At 63.5% G+C, this 24239-nt stretch carries 19 protein-coding genes and 1 pseudogene; 9 read left to right on the top strand and 11 right to left on the bottom strand.

The window, feature by feature from the left end:
* Window positions 1-6: 6 nt before the first annotated feature.
* From ABMD26_RS16645 to dapA, 3 genes and pseudogenes are all read right to left on the bottom strand, one after another.
* Window positions 7-765: an MBL fold metallo-hydrolase gene (locus ABMD26_RS16645; RefSeq protein ID WP_354310767.1), complete on the bottom strand. Its 759-nt coding sequence runs from the start codon at window positions 763-765 to the stop codon at window positions 7-9.
* Window positions 766-768: 3 nt separating this feature from the next.
* Window positions 769-1888 (bottom strand): annotated as a pseudogene (gene bamC, locus ABMD26_RS16640) (NlpB/DapX family lipoprotein).
* Between the two features lie 17 nt (window positions 1889-1905).
* Entirely contained in the window at window positions 1906-2784 is an 879-nt protein-coding gene (gene dapA / locus ABMD26_RS16635) for a 4-hydroxy-tetrahydrodipicolinate synthase (RefSeq protein ID WP_049862329.1), read from the bottom strand.
* Window positions 2785-3115: 331 nt separating this feature from the next.
* On the opposite strand from dapA, the gene ABMD26_RS16630 reads away from it, so the two are divergent.
* A complete protein-coding gene (locus ABMD26_RS16630; protein WP_043184988.1) occupies window positions 3116-3676 on the top strand; it encodes a glycine cleavage system transcriptional repressor in 561 nt (186 codons plus the stop codon).
* Between the two features lie 10 nt (window positions 3677-3686).
* The gene (locus tag ABMD26_RS16625) at window positions 3687-4160 is read left to right on the top strand and encodes a peroxiredoxin (protein WP_043184985.1); all 474 of its coding nucleotides are present in this window, start codon (window positions 3687-3689) and stop codon (window positions 4158-4160) included.
* Window positions 4161-4253: 93 nt separating this feature from the next.
* On the opposite strand, the gene ABMD26_RS16620 is transcribed toward ABMD26_RS16625, so the two are convergent.
* A complete protein-coding gene (locus ABMD26_RS16620; RefSeq protein ID WP_056843899.1) occupies window positions 4254-5324 on the bottom strand; it encodes an AI-2E family transporter in 1071 nt (356 codons plus the stop codon).
* A gap of 39 nt (window positions 5325-5363) precedes the next feature.
* Window positions 5364-5603: a sulfurtransferase TusA family protein gene (locus ABMD26_RS16615; RefSeq protein ID WP_049862331.1), complete on the bottom strand. Its 240-nt coding sequence runs from the start codon at window positions 5601-5603 to the stop codon at window positions 5364-5366.
* A gap of 146 nt (window positions 5604-5749) precedes the next feature.
* Here ABMD26_RS16615 and ABMD26_RS16610 point away from each other — a divergent pair, with 146 nt between their 5' ends.
* From ABMD26_RS16610 to ABMD26_RS16600, 3 genes are all read left to right on the top strand, one after another.
* Complete coding sequence (locus tag ABMD26_RS16610; RefSeq protein ID WP_134723454.1) at window positions 5750-7183, top strand: M48 family metalloprotease; 1434 nt, start codon at window positions 5750-5752, stop codon at window positions 7181-7183.
* A 152-nt stretch (window positions 7184-7335) separates the two neighbouring features.
* Window positions 7336-10434 carry a transglycosylase domain-containing protein gene (locus tag ABMD26_RS16605; protein ID WP_354310762.1) on the top strand — a complete coding sequence of 1033 codons (3099 nt, stop codon included), beginning with the start codon at window positions 7336-7338 and terminating at the stop codon, window positions 10432-10434.
* Window positions 10435-10518: 84 nt separating this feature from the next.
* On the top strand, window positions 10519-11298 hold the full coding sequence (locus ABMD26_RS16600; protein ID WP_192068994.1) for a siderophore-interacting protein: 780 nt from the start codon (window positions 10519-10521) through the stop codon (window positions 11296-11298).
* 30 nt (window positions 11299-11328) lie between these two features.
* Here ABMD26_RS16600 and ABMD26_RS16595 read toward each other — a convergent pair whose 3' ends face one another.
* Both ABMD26_RS16595 and ABMD26_RS16590 read right to left on the bottom strand, forming a co-directional pair.
* Entirely contained in the window at window positions 11329-11970 is a 642-nt protein-coding gene (locus ABMD26_RS16595) for a Pr6Pr family membrane protein (protein ID WP_354310760.1), read from the bottom strand.
* On the bottom strand, window positions 11967-12191 hold the full coding sequence (locus ABMD26_RS16590) for a VF530 family protein (protein ID WP_049862337.1): 225 nt from the start codon (window positions 12189-12191) through the stop codon (window positions 11967-11969). The genes ABMD26_RS16595 and ABMD26_RS16590 overlap by 4 nt, the downstream gene beginning before the upstream one ends.
* A 370-nt stretch (window positions 12192-12561) precedes the next feature.
* Here ABMD26_RS16590 and ABMD26_RS16585 point away from each other — a divergent pair, with 370 nt between their 5' ends.
* Window positions 12562-13869 carry a carbohydrate porin gene (locus tag ABMD26_RS16585; protein ID WP_354310757.1) on the top strand — a complete coding sequence of 436 codons (1308 nt, stop codon included), beginning with the start codon at window positions 12562-12564 and terminating at the stop codon, window positions 13867-13869.
* A gap of 90 nt (window positions 13870-13959) precedes the next feature.
* A complete protein-coding gene (locus ABMD26_RS16580; protein WP_354310755.1) occupies window positions 13960-16371 on the top strand; it encodes a glucose/quinate/shikimate family membrane-bound PQQ-dependent dehydrogenase in 2412 nt (803 codons plus the stop codon).
* Between the two features lie 169 nt (window positions 16372-16540).
* Here the strand turns inward: ABMD26_RS16580 and ABMD26_RS16575 are convergent, their stop codons facing one another.
* From ABMD26_RS16575 to ABMD26_RS16560, 4 genes are read right to left on the bottom strand one after another with little or no spacing between them, the layout of a single operon-like run.
* Window positions 16541-16966: a group I truncated hemoglobin gene (locus tag ABMD26_RS16575; RefSeq protein ID WP_354310753.1), complete on the bottom strand. Its 426-nt coding sequence runs from the start codon at window positions 16964-16966 to the stop codon at window positions 16541-16543.
* A gap of 1 nt (window position 16967) precedes the next feature.
* A complete protein-coding gene (locus tag ABMD26_RS16570; protein ID WP_056843953.1) occupies window positions 16968-17828 on the bottom strand; it encodes a DUF3034 family protein in 861 nt (286 codons plus the stop codon).
* Between the two features lie 4 nt (window positions 17829-17832).
* Entirely contained in the window at window positions 17833-20193 is a 2361-nt protein-coding gene (locus ABMD26_RS16565) for a putative bifunctional diguanylate cyclase/phosphodiesterase (protein ID WP_354310750.1), read from the bottom strand.
* A complete protein-coding gene (locus ABMD26_RS16560; RefSeq protein ID WP_122743779.1) occupies window positions 20177-20851 on the bottom strand; it encodes a methylamine utilization protein in 675 nt (224 codons plus the stop codon). The genes ABMD26_RS16565 and ABMD26_RS16560 overlap by 17 nt, the downstream gene beginning before the upstream one ends.
* 170 nt (window positions 20852-21021) lie before the next feature.
* On the opposite strand from ABMD26_RS16560, the gene lon reads away from it, so the two are divergent.
* Entirely contained in the window at window positions 21022-23442 is a 2421-nt protein-coding gene (lon, locus tag ABMD26_RS16555) for an endopeptidase La (protein ID WP_090359881.1), read from the top strand.
* Window positions 23443-23766: 324 nt separating this feature from the next.
* Window positions 23767-24159 carry a protease inhibitor I42 family protein gene (locus tag ABMD26_RS16550; RefSeq protein ID WP_354310747.1) on the top strand — a complete coding sequence of 131 codons (393 nt, stop codon included), beginning with the start codon at window positions 23767-23769 and terminating at the stop codon, window positions 24157-24159.
* The last annotated feature ends 80 nt before the right edge of the window (window positions 24160-24239 follow it).

Here is a 24239-nt window from a genome sequence, read left to right as displayed (position 1 = left end):
GGGACGCTAGGCGATGTGGCGCCAGTCGAGCCCTGAATCTTGATCGGCCACTTGCAGCCAGTCCGCGTCGCACCCCAGGGTGTCGACGAAGCACTGCCGAGCCAGCTGCGGCAGGTTGTTCTTGCTGCTCAGGTGGGCCAGCACCAGGTGTTGCAGGTTCTTCCAGCCCAACTGTTCCACCAGGCCAGCAGCCTGGTGATTGTTCAGATGGCCCCAGTCACCGCCGACGCGCTGCTTGAGGAAATAAGGGTAGTGCCCACGGGCGAGCATGTCGCGGCAATGGTTGCTTTCGATCATCAAGGCGTCCAGGCCCTGATAGTGGTCGCGAACCCTGGCGCAATGGGAGCCCAGGTCGGTCAGCAGACCGAAGCGGCGCTTGCCGTCGGTGAATACGTACTGGGTAGGCTCCAGAGCGTCGTGGGCCACCGAGACCACTTCGATGCGCAACGCCCCGACGTCCAGCACGTTGCCACAGCGCACATGGCTGCGCACCGGCACCGGCTTGCGCAGACCGCGCTCGGTGCCCTGGCTCATGTAGACGGGCACGCCATGACGCCGCGCCAGCAGCTCCACGCCATGCACGTGGTCGGCATGTTCGTGGGTCACCAGCACGGCGCTCAATTGCGCAGCGCTCAGGCCCAGACGGGCCAGCCGACGTTCGGTTTCCCGCAGGGAGAAACCGCAATCGACCAGCACGTGCGTGTCTTCGCTGCTGACCAGCGTGCCATTCCCTTGGCTACCGCTTCCGAGAACGGCAAAACGCATCGCTTAACCCAGGTTGTCTTGAATCACACCCAACACGCGGCGGGCAACGTCTGCCGGGGCCACGGTGTTGATGTTCTTCTCGACAGTGACCTGAACGGTGTCGCCCACCTTGCTCAGGCGCACCTGGTAACGCTCGGCGCGGGCTTCGATTTCTTCCTTGCTCGGCGCATTGCCGAACACGCGGCTGAAGAAGCCGGGCTTGTCGTCGGCGCGCTGGGCGGACTCGGCGAGGTTGATGTAGTAGAGGCCCAGGCTGCGGTTGATGTCTTCGATGCGCCACTGGCCCTGTTCAAGGGCACGGCCCACGCTGGACCAGGCACGGTCCAGGTCGGCGCCGACGTTGAGCACCGGGTTGCCGCTGCCGTCTTCGCTCATGGCCACACGGCTGGGCGCGTCGAAATCACGCGCGGCAACCAGAGACACCGAGCCGCCGCGTTCCGAGTCGCGGGTCATGCTGGCGAGCATCTGGTCGACCAGAATCGAATCCAGGCCCGTGTTCACCGAACGTGCGGGGAAAATCGGGCTCGCTGGTGCTGCCACCCGGACGCTCGACGCTGACCACGTAGATTTCGCTGCTGTTGCGTTGCACGCCTGGCTCGATGCGCACGCGCACGCGGGTTTCGCTTTCACCGGAGGTGGTCGCACCGCTCAGGCGCTGCGCCATGGAGGCGGAGAGCTCGTCGAAGCGCTGCCAGGTGGTGGTGAATTCGCCGGTCTGCGGGCGGTCCTCAGCAATGCGGAAACCGTTGTCCTCGAAGAACTGGTGCGCGATCGGCCAGACTTCGGCAGGTGCGCGCTGGGCCAGGATCCAGCGGTTGTCACCGCTGCGCTGCAGCGAGAAATCGCTGGCCTGGGCCGCCACCTGCAAGGGCAGTGGACGCGGTACTTCGAATTCGGATGCCTTGGCGTTGTCGTCGGCGACGTTGCGCGGGATCGGCAGCAGCGGATCCAGACGCTTGTCGGTTTGCACGCCGGGCGGCAGTTGCATCGGGGCGGTTTGGGTCGCCTCGAGGTAATCATTGCCACGATCGCGGAAATAACCGTTTTCGCCCCAGAGCCACCCGCAACCGCTGGTGCTCGAAATGACCAAGGCAAGGGCAGAAAGGCCAGCCAATCGCTTCATGCGTCTTACTTCCTCAATTAAACCAGGACGCCGGACTGGCGCAGGGCCTGCCGCAGCGGTTCATGACAGGTGGCGCTCAACCAGGTGAGCGGCAGGCGAATGCCTTCGGGCATCAAGCCCATTTCGTGCAACGCCCATTTGACCGGAATCGGGTTGGCTTCCAGGAACAGGTTCTTGTGCAGCGGCATCAGCTTGTCGTTGATGGCGCGGGCCAGTTCCGCCTCGCCGTTCAACGCCGCGTTGCACAGGTCGGCCATGGCGCGCGGGGCGACGTTGGCAGTGACCGAAATATTGCCCTTGCCGCCCAACAGGATCAGCTCGACGGCTGTCGGATCGTCACCGGACAGCACGAGGAAATCGCTGTCGACACGGCTGATGATGTCCTTGGCGCGCTCGAGGTTGCCGGTGGCTTCCTTGATGCCGATGATGTTCGGCACCTTGGACAGCCGCACGACGGTGTCGGCCAGCATGTCGCAGGCGGTGCGACCGGGAACGTTGTAGAGGATCTGCGGGATGTCGACGGTTTCGGCGACGTGCTTGAAGTGCTGGTACAGGCCTTCCTGGGTCGGCTTGTTGTAGTACGGGGTCACCAGCAGGCAGGCGTCGGCGCCGGCGCGCTTGGCATTGCGGGTCAGCTCGACGGCCTCGCGGGTGGAATTGGCACCGGTGCCGGCGATGACCGGGATACGCCCGTTCACCTGCTTGACCACGTGCTCGATGACCTTGATGTGCTCTTCGTAATCAAGGGTCGCCGACTCGCCGGTGGTGCCGACGGCGACGATGGCATGGGTGCCCTCCTGCAGATGGAAGTCCACCAGCTTGCTCAGGCTGTCCCAGTCCAGACGCCCTTGGGCGTCCATGGGTGTGACCAGTGCCACCATACTGCCCGCAATCATGCAACCGCTCCTGCCGGAAAAAGAGAGCGGTAATGGTACTGGCGCCAACCACCTTGCACAAGCGAAGTACCACGCCGCGAGCATTCCCCTTCGCGCCGCTTTTCTATACCCTTTCAGACTTTGATCGGCAGGGGTTGCCTTTCTTGCCTGGTCATCGCCTGCCGTAACGGCGCTTCGAACCCCGTCCCTGAGCCTTGTCACCTGGTGTCACCCCGTATCTGCGGGCGTTGCCGGGCAGTCAGCGCAGGTTCGCACGAGGTACGGCGCAGGCCTTGAACCAGTCATTCGGCCCCTTCAAGCTGCCGACCGCTCATCGCTTTAGGAATGCTGCATGTCCACCCCCACAGTTCGCGAACAATTCCTCGTCATCAGCGCCCTGGGCCGCAACCCCATGGAACTGACCAATGTACTGTGCCGCGCGGCCCACGACGCCCGCTGCTCGGTGTCCACCTCGCGCCTGACCCGTCATGGCGAATACAGCGCCCTGGTTCTGCAGGTATCGGGCAACTGGGACGCCCTGGCGCGCCTGGAAACCGGCCTGAGCTCGCTGGCCAAGAAGCACGACTTCACCGTCAGCCTAGTGCGTAGCGCCACCCTGGACAGCCGCCCGCAGGCGCTGCCTTACGTGGCCTATGTCAGCTCGGCGTATCGTTCCGACATCATCAACGAGCTGTGCCAGTTCTTCATCGACCACAACGTCGAGCTCGAGAACCTGACCTGCGACACCTACCAGGCGCCGCAGACCGGTGGCACCATGCTCAATGCCACGTTCACCGTGACACTGCCCGCCGGTGTGCAGATCAGCTGGTTGCGCGACCAGTTCCTGGACTTCGCCGATGCGCTGAACCTGGATGCGCTGATCGAACCCTGGCGCCCACAGAACCCCATGTAAGGATTGACCGATGGCTGTCGCTCTCAATGAACCTGTTGCCGATTTCCAAGCCCAGGCCACTGGCGGCCAGACCGTTAGCCTGAGCGAGCTCAAGGGCCGCCAGGTGGTGGTCTATTTCTACCCCAAGGACAGCACGCCGGGCTGCACCACTCAGGGCCAGGACTTCCGCGACCTGCTCGAGCAGTTCAAGGCCGCCGACACCGAGGTGTTCGGTGTGTCGCGCGACGGGCTCAAATCCCACGAGAACTTCAAGGCCAAGCAGGGCTTCACCTTCGAGCTGATCAGCGACAAGGACGAGGCGCTGTGCCAGCTGTTCGATGTGATCAAGCTGAAGAAGCTGTATGGCAAGGAGTACCTGGGCGTGGACCGCAGCACCTTCCTGATCGATCGGGACGGTGTGTTGCGCCAGGAATGGCGTGGCGTGAAGGTGCCCGGGCATGTGCAGAGTGTGCTGGAAGCGGCCCAGGCGTTGAGCAAGGGTTGATATCGGCGGTGGCCCCTTCGCGGCCGCTGACCGCTCCTACAGACAGGATCACCTGTGGGAGCGGGCTCTGCCCGCGAAGCCCGCACCGCGGTCTCAGAGCATCGGCGCGACGGTAGGCTCCTGCCTTGGCCAGGCATCCAGCACGGCCTTGAACAGGGTCGCCAGGGGAATGGCGAAGAAGATGCCCCAGAACCCCCACAACCCGCCGAACAACAACACCGCGCAGATGATCGCCACCGGGTGCAGGTTCACCGCCTCGGAGAACAGCAACGGCACCAGCACGTTGCCATCCAAGGTCTGGATGATGCCGTACACCACCATCAGGTAGATGAACTGGTCACCCCAGCCCCACTGGAACAGCGCGATCAGCGTGACCGGGACCGTCACCACCACCGCCCCCACGTAGGGCACCACCACTGACAACCCCACCAGCAGCGCCAGCAGGGCGGCGTAGTTCAGCCCCAGTGCAACGAACGCGATGTAGGTCACCACACCACAGATGAAGATCTCGATGACCTTGCCGCGGATGTAGTTGGCGATCTGCCGGTTCATTTCCTGCGCCACCCGAGTCAGCAGCGCACGCTCGCGCGGCAGGTAGCCGCTGACCCAGCGGCCGATCATCACCCGGTCCTTGAGGAAGAAGAACACCAGGATCGGCACCAGCACGAAATAGATCATGACGTTGACCAGCAGAGGCAGGCTGGACAGGGAAAAAGTCAGTGCCCACTGGCCGAATTTGCCGATCTCGCCGCGGGCCGCTTCGATGGCCTGCAATACCTGCTCGTCGCTGACCAGGTGCGGATAGCGCTCGGGCAGCAGCAACAGCAGCGACTGCCACTTGCCGAGCATGCCGGGCAGCTCGTTGAACAGGGTGATCACCTGGTGCCAGAGCAGCGGCACGAGCACCAGCATGAACAGCGCCAGCGCGCCCATGAACAGCGCGAATACCGCTCCGACGGCCACGCCGGAAGGCACCCGCAGGCGCTCCAGAATGTTGACCAGGCCTTGCATGAGGAACGCCAGCACCATCCCCGCCAGCACGGGTGCCAGCATCCCGCCCAAGGTCAGGACGGCGGTGAACGCCAGCACCAGCAGCACCGCCAGAATGACGGCCTCCTCATCGGAAAAGTAACGCTGGATCCAGTCGCGTAGCACTTTGAACATTGAAATTCCCTTGAATGACCCAGCTACCAGGGTGGTGGCTCAGGCCTTGCGCAACCAATACGAGTAGACCCCGTCCAGCGCCTTTTCGTGTAACAGCGCATGACCTGCCAAGGTGGCAAACGAACGGAAGTCGCGCTGCGAGCCGGCGTCGGTGGCGATCACCTTCAGTACCGTACCACTGGCCATGCGGTTGAGTTCCAGCTTGGCCTTGAGCAATGGCAACGGGCAATTAAGACCGCTGGTGTCCAGCTCGACGTCACATTCGGGCACATCGTTCATCGATATCTTCTCCAGCCAAAGGGTGCCGTGGCGCTGCGGTGAATCCCGGCAGACTGCGGCGCGACAGAATAACCCAAGGTTGCCGCCTCTGGTGGTCGCCGAATGGGGCGGCTACAGTAGGGCCTTTCATCTGCCGAGCTCAGTGCATGCCCTTTCTGCGCCCTACCCTGCTGACCCTCGCCTGCCTGCTGGCGCTACCCGGCCACGCCAGCGACCTGCCCTCGCTTGGCGACGCCAGCTCGGCGATCGTCTCGCCCCAGCAGGAGCATCAATTGGGTCGTGCCTGGCTGAGCCTGTTGCGCGGCCAGGTCAAGCAGCTCAATGACCCGTTGCTCAAGGATTTCGTCGAGACCAGCGTGTATCGCCTCTCCGAGACCAGCCAACTGAACGATCGGCGCCTGGAATTCATCCTGATCGACAGCAAGGAGCTCAACGCCTTCGCGGCACCGGGGGGCATCGTTGGGGTCAACGGCGGGCTGTTCTTCAATGCCGAAACCGAGGGCGAGTACATCGGCGTGCTGGCCCACGAACTGGCGCACTTGTCGCAACGCCACTTCGCCCGCGGCGTCGAGGCTCAGCAGCGCATGCAATTGCCGATGATGGCGGCGTTGCTGGCCGGTATCGTGATTGCCGCCTCGGGTGCCGGGGATGCCGGCATCGCGGCGATTGCCGGCAGCCAGGCGGCGGCGATTCAGGAGCAGCGACGCTTCTCTCGGCAGAACGAGCAGGAGGCCGACCGCATCGGCATCATCAACATGGAAAAGGCCGGGTACGACCCGCGCAACATGCCGACCATGTTCGAACGGCTGATGCGCCAGTACCGTTTCGATGCCCGGCCGCCGGAATTCCTCCTGACCCACCCGGTCAGCGAATCGCGTATCGCCGACACCCGCAACCGCGCCGAGCAGGCCGCCCCAGGGGGCAAGGAAGACAGCCTGTGGTACCAGCTGATGCGCGCCCGAGTGCAGCTGTACTACGAGGAAACGCCGGGGCTGGCGGCCAAACGCTTTCGCGCGCAACTGGATGACAACCCCAACGCACTGCCTGCGCGCTACGGTCTGGCATTGGCCCAGATCAAGGCTGGGCAACTGAACGAGGCGCGTGAAAATCTCAAGCTGCTGTTGGCCAAGCAGCCGGACGATATCACCGTCAACCTGGCGCAGGTCGACCTGGACATCACCAACAACCGCATTCCCGACGCCCAACAGCGCATCGACCGGCTGCTGACGCAGTACCCGGGCAACTACCCAATCAACCAGAAGCGGGTCGATGTACTGCTCAAGCAGAACCGCATGGCCGATGCAGAGAAAGCGCTGGAAAACCTGCTCAAGACCCGTTCGGACGACCCGGACGTGTGGTACCTGGTGGCTGAAACCCGCGGGCAGAATGGCAATATCATTGGCCTGCATCAGGCGCGCGCCGAGTTTTTCGCACTGGTCGGCGAGTTCGACCAGGCCATCCAGCAACTGGACCTGGCCAAGCGCCGTGCTGCGGACAACTTCCAGCTCGCTTCGCGCATCGACGCTCGGCAGCGGGAGCTGATCGAGCAGGACCGGCTGGTCAAGGACATGCTGCGCTGAATACCCCTGCGGGCCTGCCCGGGCCCGCTTGTTCACGCAAAACCTTCTCGCACGATTCGATACATTGGTTTTCACATTTTTTTCACGCGACCGCTCTAGCGTCTAGACTTGCTCCAGGTGCGATGAATTTTCCGTGACCGGTGTGAATATCTATGGGCGTCCTGTGGCAAACCGAACCTGACAAGACTGCAGCCAAGGCTGCCAGTCCTGATCCGTCGCCATTGCCAGATAGCCCACGTCAACGTCACCTGTGGCGGCGTCTGTTCTGGCTGTTGGTAGTGATCACGATCGCCGCGCTGGCGTACGCGATGTATGCCGAGATGCGCACCTCGCGGCTGCAGGCGCGCGAGTTCAGTCGCTGGGCGAACTCGCTGACCTATGAGGTGCAGCCGGGACCGAGCCAGGCAATCGTCTACCCGGGTGCCGGCCCGTTCGACAAGCGCCTGGGCTACAGCGCGCTGGGCGACTTCCTGCCGCGCCTGCTCAAGCGCAACTACGTGATCGAACGGCAGACCCAGTTCTCGCCGGCCTTGATGAGCTATGCCGGGCATGACCTGTTCGTGCCCTACCAGGAAAAATCCCAGGCCGGGCTGGTGATCACCGATTGCCGGGGCGATCCGTTGTACCTGTATCGCTACCCGCAGCAGCTCTATACCGAATTCGCCCAGATACCACCGGTAATGGTCGACAGCCTGCTGTTCATCGAAAACCGCGGCCTGCTCGACAGCCCCGAGCCGCTGCTCAACCCGGCGGTGGATTGGCCGCGCTTCGCCAAGGCGGCCTGGTCGCAAGTGGCGCGGATGTTCGCGCTGCCTGGGCAGTCGGCCGGTGGCAGTACCCTGGCTACGCAATTGGAAAAGTACCGCCATTCGCCCGACGGGCTTACCGGCTCGGGGCCGGAGAAGATCCGCCAGATGATTTCGGCCAGTGTGCGGGCCTATCAAGACGGTCCGCAGACGCTGGAAGCGCGTCAGCGCATCGTGCGCGACTACCTCAACAGCGTGCCGCTGTCGGCGGTGCCCGGCCACGGCGAAGTACACGGTATGGCCGAAGGCCTGCGCGTCTGGTACGGCGCCGATTTCGAGCAGGTCAACCGCGCGCTTGCCAGCACCACCACCGACCCTGCCAGCGAAGCCGCGCGCGGCCTGGCCCTGCGTCAGGTGCTGTCGCTGATGATCGCCCAGCGTCGGCCGTCGTACTTTCTCAACAAGGGCCATGACGACCTCGCCGAGCTGACCGACAGTCACATTCGCCTGCTCGCCGCCAACGGCATCGTCGATCCGACCTTGGCAGCCGCCGCGCTGGCCAGCCAGGTCATCTACCGCGATTGGGTGCAGGAGCCGACCTGGCAACCCAACGAGTCGAACAAGGGCATCAGCGTGGTGCGCAATCGCCTGTCGTCCATGCTCGACCGGCCGCTGTACGACCTCGACCGTCTGGATCTTTCAGCCACCACGACCCTCAATGCCGACCTGCAGAAACAGACCAGCGACTACCTGCGCCACCTCGCCGACCCGGCCTTTGCCCAGCAGATCGGCCTGATCGGCGAGCGCCTGCTGACCCCGGCGAGCACCCGTGAAGTGAGCTACAGCTTCACCCTCTTCGAGCGCACGGCTGACGGCTCGCGCGTGCGGGTACAGACCGACAACACCGACCAGCCATTCGACATCAACGAAGGCAGCAAACTGGAGCTGGGCTCGACCGCCAAAATGCGTGTGCTGACCACCTACCTGGAAATCATCCACGAACTGCATGAACGCTATGCCGGGCAGACGCCCGCGCAACTGCGCCAGGTGAAGATCGAGGACGCCGATCGGCTGTCGCGCTGGGTGCTCGATACCCTGATCCAGAACCCGGGCATGGACGCACGGACGCTGCTCGCCGCAGCCCTGGAGCGTAAGTATTCGGCAAGCCCCGCCGAAAGCTTCTTCACCGGCGGCGGGATTCACACATTCGGCAACTTCCGCCGCGAGGACAACGGCCGCATTCCTACGCTCAAGGAAGCGCTGCAGGAGTCCATCAACCTGCCCTTCATTCGCCTGATGCGCGACCTGGTGCGCTACAGCACCTATTCGGCTCCAGGTAACAGCGGGCAGTTGCTCAAGGACGACGACGACCCACGTCGGCAGGAATACCTGGCACGCTTCGCCGACCGCGAAGGCACCGAATTCCTCAAGCGGTTCTGGAAGAAGTACCAGCGCAAGACCACCGAACAACGCCTGGAAACCTTTCTCGACGGCATGCGCCCGACCCCGCAGCGCCTGGCCGCGGTGCACCGCTACCTGTACCCCAACGCGACGCAGGCACCCTTTGATCGCTTTGTGCGCGAGCACAGCAAGAGCGACAGCGTCACCGACAAGCGCCTGAACGAGATGTACGTCAGTTATGGCCCTGGCCGCTACAACCTGCCGGATCAAGGCTATATCGCCAAAGTCCATCCACTGGACCTGTGGCTGCTGGGCCACCTGCTCAATCACCCGGAGGCGACTTTCGGCGAAGCGAGTGCGGCCAGCCGCTTCGAGCGTCAGGAAGTCTACGGCTGGCTGTTCAACAGCCGCCACAAGCGCGCCCGCGATAACCGCATCCGCACCATGCTGGAGATCGAAGCCTTTACCGATATTCACCAGCGCTGGCAGCGCGTGGGTTATCCGTTCGATCATCTGGTGCCCTCCCTGGCAACCGCCATCGGCAGTTCGGGTGACCGTCCTGCAGCGCTGGCCGAGCTGATCGGCATCATTCAGAACGACGGCATCAAGCTGCCCACCGTGCGCATCGACACCCTGCATTTCGCCGCCGACACCCCCTATGACACACGGGTGATCAGTGACCCGGACCGTGGCAAGCGGGTCCTGCCTGCCGAGGTCGCGGCAGCCATGCGCGAAGCCTTGTCGCAGGTGGTGGATGCCGGCACCGCACGGCGCGTGTCGGGCAGTTTCAAGACCGATGACGGCACTGCGCTGGTGATGGGCGGCAAGACCGGCACAGGTGACAACCGCATCGCAAGCTTCGGCGCCGGAGGCCGGGTGATCAGCTCCAAGGCGATCAACCGTACCGCGACCTTTGTGTTCTTCATCGGCGAAAACCATTTCGGCACCCTGACCGCCTTCGTACCGGGCAAGGCCGCCGAGGGCTTTCGCTTCACCTCGGCGCTGCCGGTGCAGGTGCTCAAGGGCATGGCGCCGATCCTGACGCCCTACCTGCAGCCGGGGGCTCATACACAGTGCAATGCGCCTTTGCAGGCGGCGCGTTGAACGGAACTGCGAATTCATCGACTCGCGTGTGGCCGCGTAATAAGCTATATCGATAGCCCCCTATCGGCCCAGGAGCCCCTCGCAATGAAGGCAGAAAATCCGTTCGGTATTCAGCGCGTCATGCACGAGATCAAACGTCGCCGCCTGCAGGTGCTGCGTGTGGCGCAATTGACTCCGCGCATGCGGCGCATCACCCTCGGCGGTCCGGAGCTGGCCGGTTTCGTCAGCGAAGGCTGCGATGACCACATCAAGCTGATGTTCGCCACCACCCCTGAGCAGCAGGCGGCGCTCGACACCATGGTGCTCGGTGCGCCCACGCCCGAAGGCGCCAAGCCCGAGATGCGCGACTACACCCCGCGGCGCATCGACCTTGCGGCTGGCGAGCTGGACATCGACTTCGTCCTGCATGGCGACGGTCCCGCGGCCACCTGGGCGGCCCAGGCCGAGCCGGGGCAATTCCTGCACATCGGCGGTCCCCGCAGTTCGATGCACGTACCGGATGTGTTCGATGCCTACCTGTTGATCGGCGACGAAACGGCCATCCCGGCCATGGCTCGACGCCTGGAAGAGCTGCCGGGCAACCGCCGCGCGCTCTTGGTCATCGAAGTGGAGAACGCTCAGGAGCAGCAGTCGTTCGACAGCGCGGCGGCCTTCGACGTGATCTGGGTCGACCGGCACCAGGGCGACCTGCTGCAGACCGTCAAGGACCTGCGCCTGCCCGACGGCGTGGTCTATGGCTGGATCGCGACCGAGGCCGGGCTGTCACGCAAGTTGCGGCGCGTGCTGCTGGACGACCACAAGCTGAGCGAGGAGCAGATCAAGGCCGCCGGCTACTGGCGTCATGAGGGCGACGACAGCGAGTGAGGCCGTCGCCTGGGGTACTTGCGCGGGCGCCTAGCGCGCGCCTGCGCGTCCCCACCAGCGGTCCACCACCAGCACCAGCACAGAGCAGCCGATGAAGGCCAGCAGCACTCCCAGTGCGTTCAGCCATACCTGGCCCATGCCCAGTTTCGAGACGTCCAGAAAAGGATAGGGATACACGCCGATGCTGTGCCCACGCAGCAACAGGTAGGCGAAGTAGACCACAGGGTAGATCGCCCAGCCCGCCACGTGCCGCAGGCGCAGCGTGCCTTTCGACACACAGCACGCCCAATACACCACGAACGCCACGGGGAGCACATCGTGCAGCAACTCGTTGGCCAGCCATTGCCAGCCCTCGGGCTGCCACAGGTTGCGCAGCAACAGGCTATAGGCGACACCCACCACCACGATGCTGACCAGTACCCCGCTGCTCACCGCCGGCCGCAGGCAGAGCCGACGCCACAGCGAATCGCGCTTCGACACGTGGGCAGTCAACACGCCGGCCACTGCGGTATTGGTGAGGATGGTGAAGAAGCTGAAGAAATGCACCAGCCCTCCGAGCAGACTCGCTTCGATCTGCCAGCGCGACCACAGCACCAGGTACAACTGCAACGCCAGGGCGAACCAGGTAGCGGCCGCCGCGAGCGCGACCAGAGGGCGTTCGGCCCGGATCAACGCTTGCCGCGCTGCAATTGCACGTAGAGCCGCTCGACCTTTTCCCGCGCCCAAGGTGTCTTGCGCAGAAAGGTCAGGCTCGACTTGATGCTCGGATCGCTCTTGAAGCAGCGGATGTCGACACGCTGCGCCAACCCTTCCCATTGGTAATGCGCCACCAGCGCATTGAGGATCTGCTCCAGCGTCACGCCGTGCAGGGGGTTGTGTGTGGGTTCATGCATGCCAGGCTCCAGGAACGGCGGGGCAGAAGGTGCGCACCTTAACCAACGGGCACGGTTGCGCAAAGCTTTTATTGGGCGACAGGCTGGTCGGCACCAGGCGTTTTCTTCGCGCGCTGCATCGTTCCATCACGCGCAACGCCTGCGGCAGAGCGTCGCACTGTTGCAGTTTCGGCAACTGACCCTCTCCCAAACCCGGCTTTAAAACCGCGTGCTCGATCTATATCCTCCCGCCGCAACAAACTGAAACGTTTAACTTTCGAAAAATAACGAAGCGCTTCTCGAACAGCTTCGGACTTACCAGAAGAACTCTTTTCCAATGCCTTCAACTGCCCTTTCACGCCCTCGGGCGTTTTTGCCGTTCACCGCTTTAATGGCCATAAGTACCCTGAGCGCCGCCCCGGACGTCCTGGCCATGCCCGCATTCGATGCCCAGTCACCCTTCATGTTCGGCGACTGGAATGGCACCCGCGGCGACCTGTCCGCCAAAGGTTACGACTTCAAGCTCGACTACACCGGCGAAGTCGGCAGCAACCTGCACGGCGGCTATGACCATGACCACGCCACACGCTACAGCGACCAGTTCGCGCTGGGCGTGCACATGGACCTGGCGAAGATCCTCGGCTGGCACGACGCCGAGTTTCAGCTCACGTTGACCGACCGTAACGGCGACAACATCAGCAATGACCGGATCAACGATCCGCGTGTCGGCGGTTTCACTTCGGCTCAGGAAGTCTGGGGGCGTGGCAACATCACGCGCATTACCCAACTGTGGTACCAGCAGAAGTTCTTCGACCAGCGCCTGGACATCAAGGCCGGTCGCTTCGGTGAAGGCGAAGAGTTCAACAGCTTCCCGTGCGACTTCCAGAACCTGGCGTTCTGTGGCTCGCAAGTGGGTAACTGGGTGGGCAGTGTCTGGTACAACTGGCCGGTGAGCCAATGGGCGTTGCGCGTCAAATACAACATCACGCCCGAGCTGTACGCCCAGGTCGGCATCTTCGAGCAAAACCCTTCGAACCTGGAAAACGACAACGGCTTCAAACTCAGCGGCAGCGGTACCGAAGGCGCCATGCTGCCGGTCGAGCTGATCTGGAAGCCGACCCTCGCCGGGCTGCCGGGCGAGTACCGCGCTGGCTACTACTACAGCACGGCGGACGCCGACGACGTCTACAAGGACCGCAGCGGTCAGCCTGCCGCGATCACCGGCCAGGACTACCGCAGCGCATCCAGCCGCCACGGTTTCTGGCTGGGGGCCCAGCAGCAGTTGACCAGCGTCGCCAGCGACAACTCGCGCGGCCTGAGCGTGTTCGCCAATGCCACCGTGCACGACAAGAAAACCAACGCCATCGACAATTACGTGCAAGGCGGCATCGTCTACAAAGGCCTGTTCGATGCGCGCGCTCGCGATGACATCGGTTTTGCCGTGGCCCGCGTTCATGTCAATCCGGCCTATCGCAAGAACGCCGAGTGGCATAACCGCACTCTTGCAGTGAGCGACTACAACAATGCCGCCTACCTGCCGATCCAGGACACCGAGTACAGCGCCGAGCTCTATTACGGGGTTCACATGACCAACTGGCTGGTGCTGCGCCCGAACCTGCAATACATCCGTCATCCGGGCGGTGTCAGTCACATCGACGATGCACTGATCGGCGGACTGAAGATTCAAGCGTCATTCTGAAACTAAACGTGACTCGCAATATCTGTAAACAATCCAAACTTGACATTCGAATATTAAAAAACCGCACGAACACAATGGAGATTCTTCACTATGAGCACTGACGGTGCACCGCGTCGGTCGCGTCTACTGCCCAATATCTTGGGTATCGTAATGCTGCTGATGGGCCTGGCCTTGCTGGCCGGCGGTATCAAACTCGCCACTCTGGGTGGCTCGCTGTACTACCTGATCGCCGGTATCGGCGTGGGCTTCACCGGCGTGTTGCTGCTCCAAGGCCGTCGCTCGGCGATCGGTCTGTATGCAGCAGTACTGTTCGCCAGCACTATCTGGTCGCTGTATGAAGTGGGTCTGGACTGGTGGCAACTGGTGCCACGCCTGGCCCTGTGGTTTGCCCTGGGCGTGGTCCTGCTGCTGCCCTGGTTCCGCAAGCCACTGCTGCGCCAGCCTGCACCCAAGGCTACGGCTGCGTTGAGCATCGCCGTGGTCCTGGCCGGTCTCTGCGCACTGGCCAGCCAGTTCACCAACCCTGGTGAAATCAAGGGCGAGCTGGACCGTGAAACCGCCAACATGCCGAACACCGCGCCGGCCATGCCGGACGGCGACTGGAACTCCTATGGCCGCAGCGCCCACGGTGACCGTTACTCGCCCCTGGCACAGATCACCCCGGACAACGTCAGCAAGCTGACCCCGGCCTGGACCTACCGCACCGGCGACATCCCCGGCCCGAACGATCCGGGCGAGACCACTGCGGAAAACACTCCGCTCAAGGTCAACGGCATGCTGTACGTGTGCACGCCGCACAGCCAGGTCATCGCCCTGGACCCGGACACCGGCAAGGAAATCTGGCGTTTCGACCCGAAGATCAGCACGCAGAACGCGCCGAACTTCAAGGGCTGGGCGCACATGACCTGCCGTGGCGTGTCGTATCACGATGACGCAGCCTACGCTGCCGCCAGCCCGGTCACCGACGCCGGCGCACCTGCGGCTGCGCCGACTGCCTGCCCGAAACGCATTTTCGTGCCGACCGCCGACACCCGTCTGATCGCCCTGAACGCCGACACCGGCAAGATGTGCGAAGACTTCGGTGACAAAGGCCAGATCGATCTGCGCGCCAACATCGGCGAATTCACTGCCGGCGGTTACTACTCCACCTCGCCACCGGCCGTGACCAAGAACCTGGTCGTGATCGGCGGCCACGTGACCGACAACGTGTCGGTGGACGAGCCTTCGGGCGTGATCCGCGCCTACGACGTGCACGATGGTCACCTGGTATGGAACTGGGACAGCGGCAACCCCGACGACACCACGCCGATTGCCCCTGGCCAGACCTATACCCGCAACTCGCCGAACATGTGGTCCATGTTCAGCGTCGACGAAAAGAACGGCATGCTGTACCTGCCCATGGGCAACCAGATGCCTGACCAGTGGGGCGGCAACCGTACCCCCGAGTCGGAAAAATACAGCGCCGGCCTGACCGCGCTGGACATCGACACCGGCCATGTGAAGTGGACCTACCAGTTCACCCACCACGACCTGTGGGACATGGACGTCGGCGGCCAGCCGACCCTGATGGACCTCAAGACCGCCGATGGCGTGAAGCCTGCCGTGCTGGCCTCGACCAAGCAGGGCAGCATCTACGTGCTGAACCGCCTGACCGGCGAGCCGATCGTGCCGATCCACGAAGTACCGGTGCCGCAGGGCGCGGTGGAAGGCGACCATACTTCGCCGACCCAACCCAAGTCCGACCTCAACTTCATGCCGCCAGTGATGCAAGAGCGCGACATGTGGGGCGTGACGCCGTTCGACCAGATGCTGTGCCGGATCGACTTCAAGTCGCTGCGCTATGAAGGTCCGTTCACACCGCCTTCGCTGCAGGGCACTCTGGTGTACCCAGGCAACTTCGGTGTGTTCGACTGGGGTGGCCTGTCGGTCGACCCGGTACGCCAGGTGGCCTTCGTCAACCCAAGCTACATGGCTTTCCGCTCCAAGCTGGTGCCTGCTGCAGAAGTGGCCGGCGGCCCGGGTCGCAAGAGCGAAACCGAAGGCGTGCAGCCGAACAAGGGCGCACCTTATGGCGTGATCCTAGAAGCGCTGCTGTCGCCGATGGGCCTGCCGTGCCAGGCTCCGGCCTGGGGCTACGTTGCCGCGGTCGACCTGACCACGCACCAGACCATCTGGAAACACAAGAACGGTACCGTGCGCGACAGCTCGCCTGTACCGATCCCGTTGACCATGGGCGTGCCAAGCCTGGGTGGTACGTTCACCACTGCCAGCGGCCTGTCGTTCCTGAGCGGTACGCTTGACCAGTACCTGCGTGCCTACGACATCCGTAACGGCAAGCAACTGTGGGAAGGCCGCCTGCCAGCGGGCGCGCAGACCACCCCGATGACCTACACCGGCAAGGATGGTCGTCAGTATGTGGTGGTGGTTGCCGGCGGGCATGGCTCGCTGGGCACCAAGCAGGGTGACTACGTGATGGCGTTTGCATTGCCTGAAAGCAAGTGATGCTGGCGTAACGTAAGACGGCTCCTTCGGGAGCCGTTTTTTTTGAGGGGGTCAGTGGAGGCCTATTCGCGGGCAGAGCCCGCTCCCACATAGCTGGGTATGAAGCAAAACCTGTGGGAGCGGGCTCTGCCCGCGAATAGGGCCCCGAATAGGGCTTCACTGACACCCCCTACTTCTCAATCACCTCCCCCCGCTGCGCCGCCAGCCTGGCCAGCAGCCGATTCTGCGCCGGCACCGGGACCCCCTGCGCTTCCATGGCCTTGATCAGATCCTCCACCAGCGCATTGAACTCACTGCGGCTGATGTTTTGCCCCTTGTGCGCCTCGGCCATGTCATCGCCGGTGTAGGTGCACGGCCCACCCGCCTCGACACAGAACCTGTCGATCAATTGCCGACGCAACAATTCGATGTTCACGTTGCGAAAGTGCGCGACGATCCGCTCGTCCCGGGCCACGTTCAGCAACATCCCTTCCACGATACGACTGATCCCCGGCTTGCCGCCGAGTGCCTGGTACAGGCTGTCGTCACGCGCTGGCTGCTGTTGGCCCGCGCAAGCACCCAGCAACAGGGCCATGCCCATCACATGAAGGCGCATCTCAGAAACTCCCCTGCACGGACAGGTAGGTACCGTTCTGGTTATCCAGCGTGGCGATTTCACCCAGCCGCGCATAGGCCAGCACGATCGCCAGATGCTTGTTGGGGAAATACCCCAGGAACACATCCGCCCAATCGCTTTCACCGGCGAACGACAGGTTGTCCGGCTTCTCCCGGTACTCCACACCCAGCGCCCAGCGCGGGTTGAACAGCACAGCCACCGATCCTTCTTTCAGCAGGCTGCGGCTGTCACGCCGGTCGCCGCCAAAACCCAGCAGGCCCAGTTCGTTGGCGCGGCTGTAGCGCACACCGCCGTTGATCAGCAGGTTGTAGCCGAACGCCGCGCCCATGAACAGGCGACTGGCCGTCAGGTAGCCCTCGACATCTTCGTCACGCTGCGCGCCGACCAGACTGGGGATGAGAAAATCCTTCTGCCGCTTGTACGCCAGACCCAGCGCCACTTGCGGCAGCTGGTCGTAGATCAGATCGCCGAACAGACGCACTTTCACGCCAAACACATCCTGGCTGAGGCTGTCTTCGGGCAGCCCCAGCTTGTGCACCAGTGAGCCCAGGTCGAAGCGTTGCCGGGCATAGGAAAATTCGATGCGATTCCCATAGCTGGCGGCCATGCCGGCCACGTCCAGCCGATAGTCGGGCAGGTCCACGCGCGTGGCGAACGCCGTTGCACCCCACTCGCCTTCTTCGCCGTAACCGGACAGCACCGCCCAGGGCGTGATGCCGCCGCCCGCAGCCCCGTCGATACTGCTGGCACCGCCGGTGGCCAGCAGGCGGCCTTCACTGGCATGAACAGAAGGCTGCCAACACAGGGCCAGCGAGCACAACAACAGGGCTTTTCGCATCATGACCTCAGTGAACAACGGCAGTCGAGGTGGGCAAAGGAGGCTGCATCCAGGCTTCGAAGGCAGCCGCCGTCAAAGGTCGGCTAATCAGATAGCCTTGGGCGGTATCGCAGTTCCAGCGCTCCAGCAGACGCAGGCTGTGTTCGTATTCCACGCCCTCGGCCACGACCTTGAGGCCCAGGTTATGGCTCATCTCGATGGTGGAACGCACGATCACCGCATCCTCGCTGGTCTCATCCAGGTTACGCACGAACGACTGGTCGATCTTCAGCTCCTGCACCGGCAAGCGCTTGAGGTGGGCCAATGACGAATAGCCGGTGCCGAAGTCGTCGACAGACAGGCTGATACCGCTGTCGCGCAGACTGTTGAGTACCTTCAAGGCTTTTTCCGGCTCACGCATGATTGCGCTTTCAGTGATCTCGAAGATCAACTGCTCGGCCGCTATGCCGTACAAGTCGAGCAGGCGCAGGACACGCTCGTGCAGATCGGCTCCGAGCAGGTCGTCCGCGGAAATGTTCAGCGACAGCTGCACGACCAGGCCGCGCGCATTCCACTCGCTCAACTGCCGAATGCCTTCCTCGATGACCCAACGGGTCAGGGTCTGGATACTGCCGGTGCGCTCGGCCAGTTCGATGAACTCACCGGGCGAGACGTTGCCCAGTTGCGGATGTTGCCAGCGCAGCAAGGCTTCGGCCTGACGGACCTGCTTGTCGCGCAGGTCCAGCTTGGGCTGGTAGTGCAAGGACAACTCGTTGTTCGCCGCCGCGCGGCGCAGGTCGCGGATCAGGCGCACCTGGCGCTGGTGCGCCAGATCCCGGCCGTGCTGATACACCTGCAGACGCCCGGGCATGTCGGCGGCGTCGCGCATGGCAATGGCCGAGCGCGCGAGCAATTCTTCGGCACTCAAGCCGTCGGCGGGAAAGGCGGCGATGCCGATGCGGCAGTCGATCGCCACGTCGTGCCCGCCGAAACGGTGGGGCTGCAACAACACCTGTTGCAGTTTGTCGGCCACCGCCACGGCGCTGTCGCTGTCGACGTTTTCCAGCAGCAGCAAAAATTCGTCGGTGGCCAGGTGCGCCACCGTGTCGCCGGGCCGCACCAGCTCCAGCAGAGTCTGCGCGACTTGCTGCAGCAACTTGTCGACGAAGGTCGGGCCGCCGCTTTCGCTGAGCTCACGCAGGTTATCGATACCGATGGACAGCAGCGCGATCGGGCGGTCGGCGGCAATCGCGCTGCCCAGCCGCTCCATGGCCAGGGCGCGGTTGGGCAGTCCGGTCAGGGCGTCGTGCAGGGCGTTGTGCGCCAGTCGCTGCTCGCGCTCGGCAATCCCGGCCTGCATGCGACCGATGGCCTGGGCCAGCACGCCCAGTTCGTCGGTGCGATCCAGCGGCACGTCGGTCTGGTAGTCACCATGGCCGATGCGCCCCGCCGCCCGTGCCAGGCTTTGCAGCGGCAGCGAGACACTGCGTGCCAGCAACAGCGCGCCCACCAGCGAGGCCAGCAATGCCGCCAGGGCAATGCCGAAGATATTACGGTCCAGCGCCATGAACGGGCGCATGGCTTCGTCCAGCGGACTCTGCAGCAGCGCCATCACCCGCCCGCCCTCGGCACCGCCGCTGCTGGCCAGCAGCAACGGCTGGCTCAGGTAGGTACGTTCCTCGTGTTCGGACAGCGAAATGCGTTGCGCCGCCGATTCATTGATCTGCATCCACTGGGCGATGCTGGCGGCCAGCTCTGCCGGCTGGGTGCTGACCAGCTCGCCGGCACTGCCCGCCTCGCTGCTGAGGAAAGACACCTGCAGATTGGTCAGGGAATTCAGCTCTCGGGCAAGGGCCACGTCCATGCTGAAGCCCATCACCACGCGCGCGATCGGCAACGGCGCCAGCACCGGCGCCTCGACCAGCAGATGCGGCAACCCCTGCAACGGCACGAACAGTACCGATTGATTGCTGCGGCGCAGTTCGCGCAGCGCCGTGTCGTAGCGAAACACGCTGCCGGTAGGGACCTGATCGACCGTACTGGCCAGGACCCGGCCGTCCATGCCCAGCACGAACATGTCGGTGGCACCGATACGTGCACCCTGGTTCTGCAGGGCCGAACGGATGGTGGCCGAATCGCCGCTGGACACCGCATCCCGGAAACCGAAGTCCGCCGCCAGCAATTGCACGCCGTCGCGCAAACGACGCCCGCGCATGTCCAGCAAACGCTCGAACACCCGCGTACCCACTTGCAGTTGCTCCCGGGCCTGGGCACGCACGGCGTCATTGGTGGCCACTTTGACAGCCACGGTCAACGCCCCGACCACTACCAACAGCAGCAGGATCAGGACGCAGGCGATGCGCGCCTGGAAACTATTGCGCAGCTTCACCGGCAGCCTTTTTGAATGCCTCACTGAATGGGCTGGTTGCCGGTTCCTGCACCGCGTCGTCCGCTGTCGCTTCGACCGTCAGGGTGTAGCGCTGCGTCATGTCCGTCGTCGTCATGTCCAGTTTTCCTGTCTGCTGCACTTGCGCGTCTGCGCTGCGCGGATGCCACAGACTCACTTGGTAGTGGCCCGCAGGCAATTGATCGAAACGCACGCGCCCTTGTTCGTCACTGACGGCGAACCAGGGATCCTCGGTCACGTAGATATAGCCCAGCATCCAGTCGTGAATGTTGCAACCCAGCACCACGACGCCCGGCTTGTCGAACAGCTCCGGCTGGCTTGGCGTGCCTTCGTACAGACGCAATTCGAAGCGCTTGGCCGGTGAAAAGGAATACACCTGATGGCGGATGTTGTCGTTGTTGGGGAATGACACCGACGTGCCCGTGGCCACCGCCAACACGTGCGGCAGATACTTCTGCGCACGCTGGTCCATGATCGCCGTGGCCTTTCTGGAGCCTGCGGCAGCCGGGCCACCGGACAGGCTGAGCACCGCGTCGGCCAGGGGTGCGCCATCGGCCTGAACGATCCGTGCCTCGAACGAGGCAGCGCCGACCCAGGTACTGAAGACCAAACCGCTGAGCAAGGCGCCTAACCTGAGCATGAAATCTACCTGACGAATGGAAATGTTGCCTGCCGTCGCGTTCGGCCTGCGCCGGTTACAAGCCCGGTTACAACCCTTATCGGCCGCCTGCCGCAAAGCTTCAGTGCCGCCATTGAAACCAGTCGCTCCCCGCCCCATCTAAGCAGCATAGTCATTGACGCAGGTGCCCCATGAGCGACCAGCAGGAATCCAACGAGAATCCCTCCGAACATCTGGACAACGAGCACATCGAGCACTCGACCCACTCCAGCACCGAACTGGCCCTGCCTGGGCAGAACCTGCCGGACAAGGTCTACGTCATCCCGATCCACAACCGCCCGTTCTTCCCCGCGCAGGTGCTGCCGGTCATCGTCAACGAAGAGCCGTGGGCGGAAACCCTCGACCTGGTCGCCAACACCGAACACCACTCGCTGGCGCTGTTCTTCATGGACACCCCGCCCGACGACCACCGTCATTTCGATACCTCCAGCCTGCCGCTGTACGGCACCCTGGTGAAGATCCACCACGCCAGCCGCGAAAACGGCAAGCTGCAGTTCGTCGCGCAAGGTCTGTCGCGCGTACGCATCCGCACTTGGCTCAAGCATCACCGTCCGCCCTATCTGGTGGAGGTCGAATACCCGCAGCAGCCCATCGAGCCCACCGACGAGGTCAAGGCCTACGGCATGGCGCTGATCAACGCCATCAAGGAGCTGCTGCCGCTCAATCCGCTGTACAGCGAAGAGCTGAAGAACTACCTCAACCGCTTCAGCCCCAACGATCCATCGCCGCTGACCGACTTCGCCGCCGCGCTCACCTCGGCCACGGGCAACGAGCTGCAAGGCGTGCTCGACTGCGTGCCGATGCTGCGACGCATGGAAAAAGTCCTGCCGATGCTGCGCAAGGAAGTCGAAGTCGCGCGTCTGCAGAAAGAAATCTCCGCCGAGGTGAACAAGAAGATCGGCGAGCACCAGCGCGAGTTCTTCCTCAAGGAACAGCTCAAGGTCATCCAGCAGGAGCTGGGCCTGACCAAGGACGATCGCAGTGCCGACGTCGAGCAGTTCCAGCAGCGCCTGCAGGACAAGACCCTGCCGCCCGCGGCGCAGAAGCGCATCGACGAGGAAATGCAGAAACTGTCGATTCTGGAAACCGGTTCGCCCGAGTACGCCGTCACACGCAACTATCTGGACTGGGCCACAGCCCTGCCTTGGGGTGTCTACGGCAAGGACAAGCTGGACCTCAAGCATGCACGCAAGGTGCTCGACCAGCACCACGCCGGTCTGGATGACATCAAGACGCGCATCATCGAATTCCTTGCCGTGGGCGCCTACAAAGGCGAAATCAGCGGTTCCATCGTGCTGCTGGTCGGTCCGCCGGGCGTGGGCAAGACCAGCGTCGGCAAGTCCATCGCCGAGTCCCTGGGCCGACCGTTCTATCGCTTCAGCGTCGGCGGCATGCGCGACGAGGCCGAAATCAAGGGCCACCGCCGCACCTACATCGGTGCCCAGCCGGGCAAGCTGGTGCAGGCGCTCAAGGACGTCGAGGTGATGAACCCGGTGATCATGCTCGACGAAATCGACAAGATGGGCCAGAGCTTCCAGGGCGACCCGGCGTCGGCACTGCTGGAAACCCTGGACCCGGAGCAGAACGTCGACTTCCTCGACCACTACCTGGATCTGCGCCTGGACCTGTCCAAGGTGCTCTTCGTGTGCACCGCCAACACGCTGGATTCCATCCCCGGCCCGCTGCTCGACCGCATGGAAGTGATCCGCCTGTCCGGCTATATCACCGAAGAGAAAATGGCGATCGCCAAGCGTCACCTGTGGCCCAAGCAGTTGGCCAAGGCCGGTGTCGACAAGAATCGCCTGACCATTAGTGACAGCGCCCTGCGTACCGTCATCGAGGGCTATGCCCGCGAGGCCGGCGTGCGCCAGCTGGAGAAACAGCTGGGCAAACTGGTACGCAAGGCAGTGGTGCAGTTGATCGACAAACCCGATGTGCCGATCAAACTGGTCCCCAAGGATCTTGAAGCCTCCTTGGGGATGCCGGTATTCCGCAGCGAGCAGGTGCTGTCGGGCAAAGGCGTGATTACCGGGTTGGCCTGGACCAGCATGGGTGGCGCGACCTTGCCGATCGAGGCGACGCGCATCCATACCCTGAACCGCGGTTTCAAATTGACCGGGCAACTGGGCGAGGTGATGAAGGAGTCGGCGGAAATCGCCTACAGCTACATCAGCTCCAACCTTGCGCAGTTTGGCGCCGATTCCAAGTTCTTCGACGAAGCCTTCGTGCATCTTCACGTGCCTGAAGGCGCCACGCCCAAGGACGGTCCGAGCGCGGGGGTGACCATGGCCAGCGCCCTGCTGTCCTTGGCCCGTGATCAGGCGCCGAAGAAAGGCGTAGCGATGACCGGTGAACTGACCTTGACCGGGCACGTCCTGCCAATCGGCGGCGTGCGCGAAAAAGTCATCGCCGCACGGCGCCAGAAGATCATGGAATTGATTCTGCCAGAGCCCAACCGAGGCAACTTCGAAGAGCTCCCGGATTACCTAAAGCAGGGCATCACCGTGCACTTCGCCAAACGTTTTGCCGACGTCGCCAAGATTCTCTTCTAACCCATCCACCCCCTGTAGCAGCGGCGCAAGCCGCGTCAGGGGGCATCGCGTCCCTTCAGACATACTTTATCTACCGCCGACGCGGCTCGCGCCGCTGCTACAACGGCCTCATCCGCCACACCCCTCGCGTCCTGACGCGGCGCGCGCGGTGGCTACGCCTCCAAACACCACAATCCCCTGTAGCAGCGGCGCGAGCCGCGTCTGGGTCCACCGCCGCCCCACCGAACGCACCGCAGTCTTCTCAAACGCGGCCCGGGCGCCTGACTCCTGCACATTCGATGAACTGGGTTATGCTTGCCAGATTCTCGTCCGTTCGGAGCCACCATGTCCGTCGTCCGCCTGATACTGCCCGCCAGCCTTACCTTGCTCACGGCCTGCGCCCAGCAGCCACGGCATAACATCGAACTGGAAGACCAGAGCCAGTGCCCGGTTGCCCTTAGCGTCGGCCAGACCATCACCCTGCAATTGCCCACCAACCCCAGCACCGGCTACCGCTGGCTGGTACAGAACCCCGGTGCCAGCGTCCTGCGCAGCCTGGGCCCGGAGGTCTACAGCAGCGCTCGGGAAACCGGCGTGGTCGGTGCCGCCGGGCAATCCACCTGGCGCTTCCAGGCACGCACTCCTGGCGACGGCCACCTGATGCTGGTGCTGCAACCACCCTGGGCCCCGGAAGTCCCGCCCGCTGAAACCTTCAGCTGCGACATCACCGTCAAGTAACCCGTAGGAGCGGTCATCGGCCGCGAACGAGCCACCTCGGTACCTCTGTCACCCCGCGATATCCCTTCGCGGCCGATGAC

Source organism: Pseudomonas sp. PvP001 (assembly GCF_040546375.1).
Lineage (GTDB): Bacteria > Pseudomonadota > Gammaproteobacteria > Pseudomonadales > Pseudomonadaceae > Aquipseudomonas > Aquipseudomonas coleopterorum.
Note: the sequence above shows the minus strand (reverse complement) of the source record. Positions and strands in the feature narration are given on the sequence as shown.

Excerpts from the sequence above, each read along its gene's own strand:
- ABMD26_RS16570 (WP_056843953.1), bottom strand. The coding sequence starts at position 17,828 with ATGATGCGAAAAGCCCTGTTGTTGTGCTCGCTGGCCCTGTGTTGGCAG.
- ABMD26_RS16560 (WP_122743779.1), bottom strand. The coding sequence starts at position 20,851 with ATGCTCAGGTTAGGCGCCTTGCTCAGCGGTTTGGTCTTCAGTACCTGG.
- ABMD26_RS16550 (WP_354310747.1), top strand. The coding sequence starts at position 23,767 with ATGTCCGTCGTCCGCCTGATACTGCCCGCCAGCCTTACCTTGCTCACG.
- ABMD26_RS16585 (WP_354310757.1), top strand. The coding sequence starts at position 12,562 with ATGGCCATAAGTACCCTGAGCGCCGCCCCGGACGTCCTGGCCATGCCC.
- ABMD26_RS16630 (WP_043184988.1), top strand. The coding sequence starts at position 3,116 with ATGTCCACCCCCACAGTTCGCGAACAATTCCTCGTCATCAGCGCCCTG.
- ABMD26_RS16580 (WP_354310755.1), top strand. The coding sequence starts at position 13,960 with ATGAGCACTGACGGTGCACCGCGTCGGTCGCGTCTACTGCCCAATATC.
- ABMD26_RS16610 (WP_134723454.1), top strand. The coding sequence starts at position 5,750 with ATGCCCTTTCTGCGCCCTACCCTGCTGACCCTCGCCTGCCTGCTGGCG.
- ABMD26_RS16625 (WP_043184985.1), top strand. The coding sequence starts at position 3,687 with ATGGCTGTCGCTCTCAATGAACCTGTTGCCGATTTCCAAGCCCAGGCC.
- lon (WP_090359881.1), top strand. The coding sequence starts at position 21,022 with ATGAGCGACCAGCAGGAATCCAACGAGAATCCCTCCGAACATCTGGAC.
- dapA (WP_049862329.1), bottom strand. The coding sequence starts at position 2,784 with ATGATTGCGGGCAGTATGGTGGCACTGGTCACACCCATGGACGCCCAA.
- ABMD26_RS16605 (WP_354310762.1), top strand. The coding sequence starts at position 7,336 with ATGGGCGTCCTGTGGCAAACCGAACCTGACAAGACTGCAGCCAAGGCT.
- ABMD26_RS16645 (WP_354310767.1), bottom strand. The coding sequence starts at position 765 with ATGCGTTTTGCCGTTCTCGGAAGCGGTAGCCAAGGGAATGGCACGCTG.
- ABMD26_RS16615 (WP_049862331.1), bottom strand. The coding sequence starts at position 5,603 with ATGAACGATGTGCCCGAATGTGACGTCGAGCTGGACACCAGCGGTCTT.
- ABMD26_RS16590 (WP_049862337.1), bottom strand. The coding sequence starts at position 12,191 with ATGCATGAACCCACACACAACCCCCTGCACGGCGTGACGCTGGAGCAG.
- ABMD26_RS16575 (WP_354310753.1), bottom strand. The coding sequence starts at position 16,966 with ATGCGCCTTCATGTGATGGGCATGGCCCTGTTGCTGGGTGCTTGCGCG.
- ABMD26_RS16620 (WP_056843899.1), bottom strand. The coding sequence starts at position 5,324 with ATGTTCAAAGTGCTACGCGACTGGATCCAGCGTTACTTTTCCGATGAG.
- ABMD26_RS16600 (WP_192068994.1), top strand. The coding sequence starts at position 10,519 with ATGAAGGCAGAAAATCCGTTCGGTATTCAGCGCGTCATGCACGAGATC.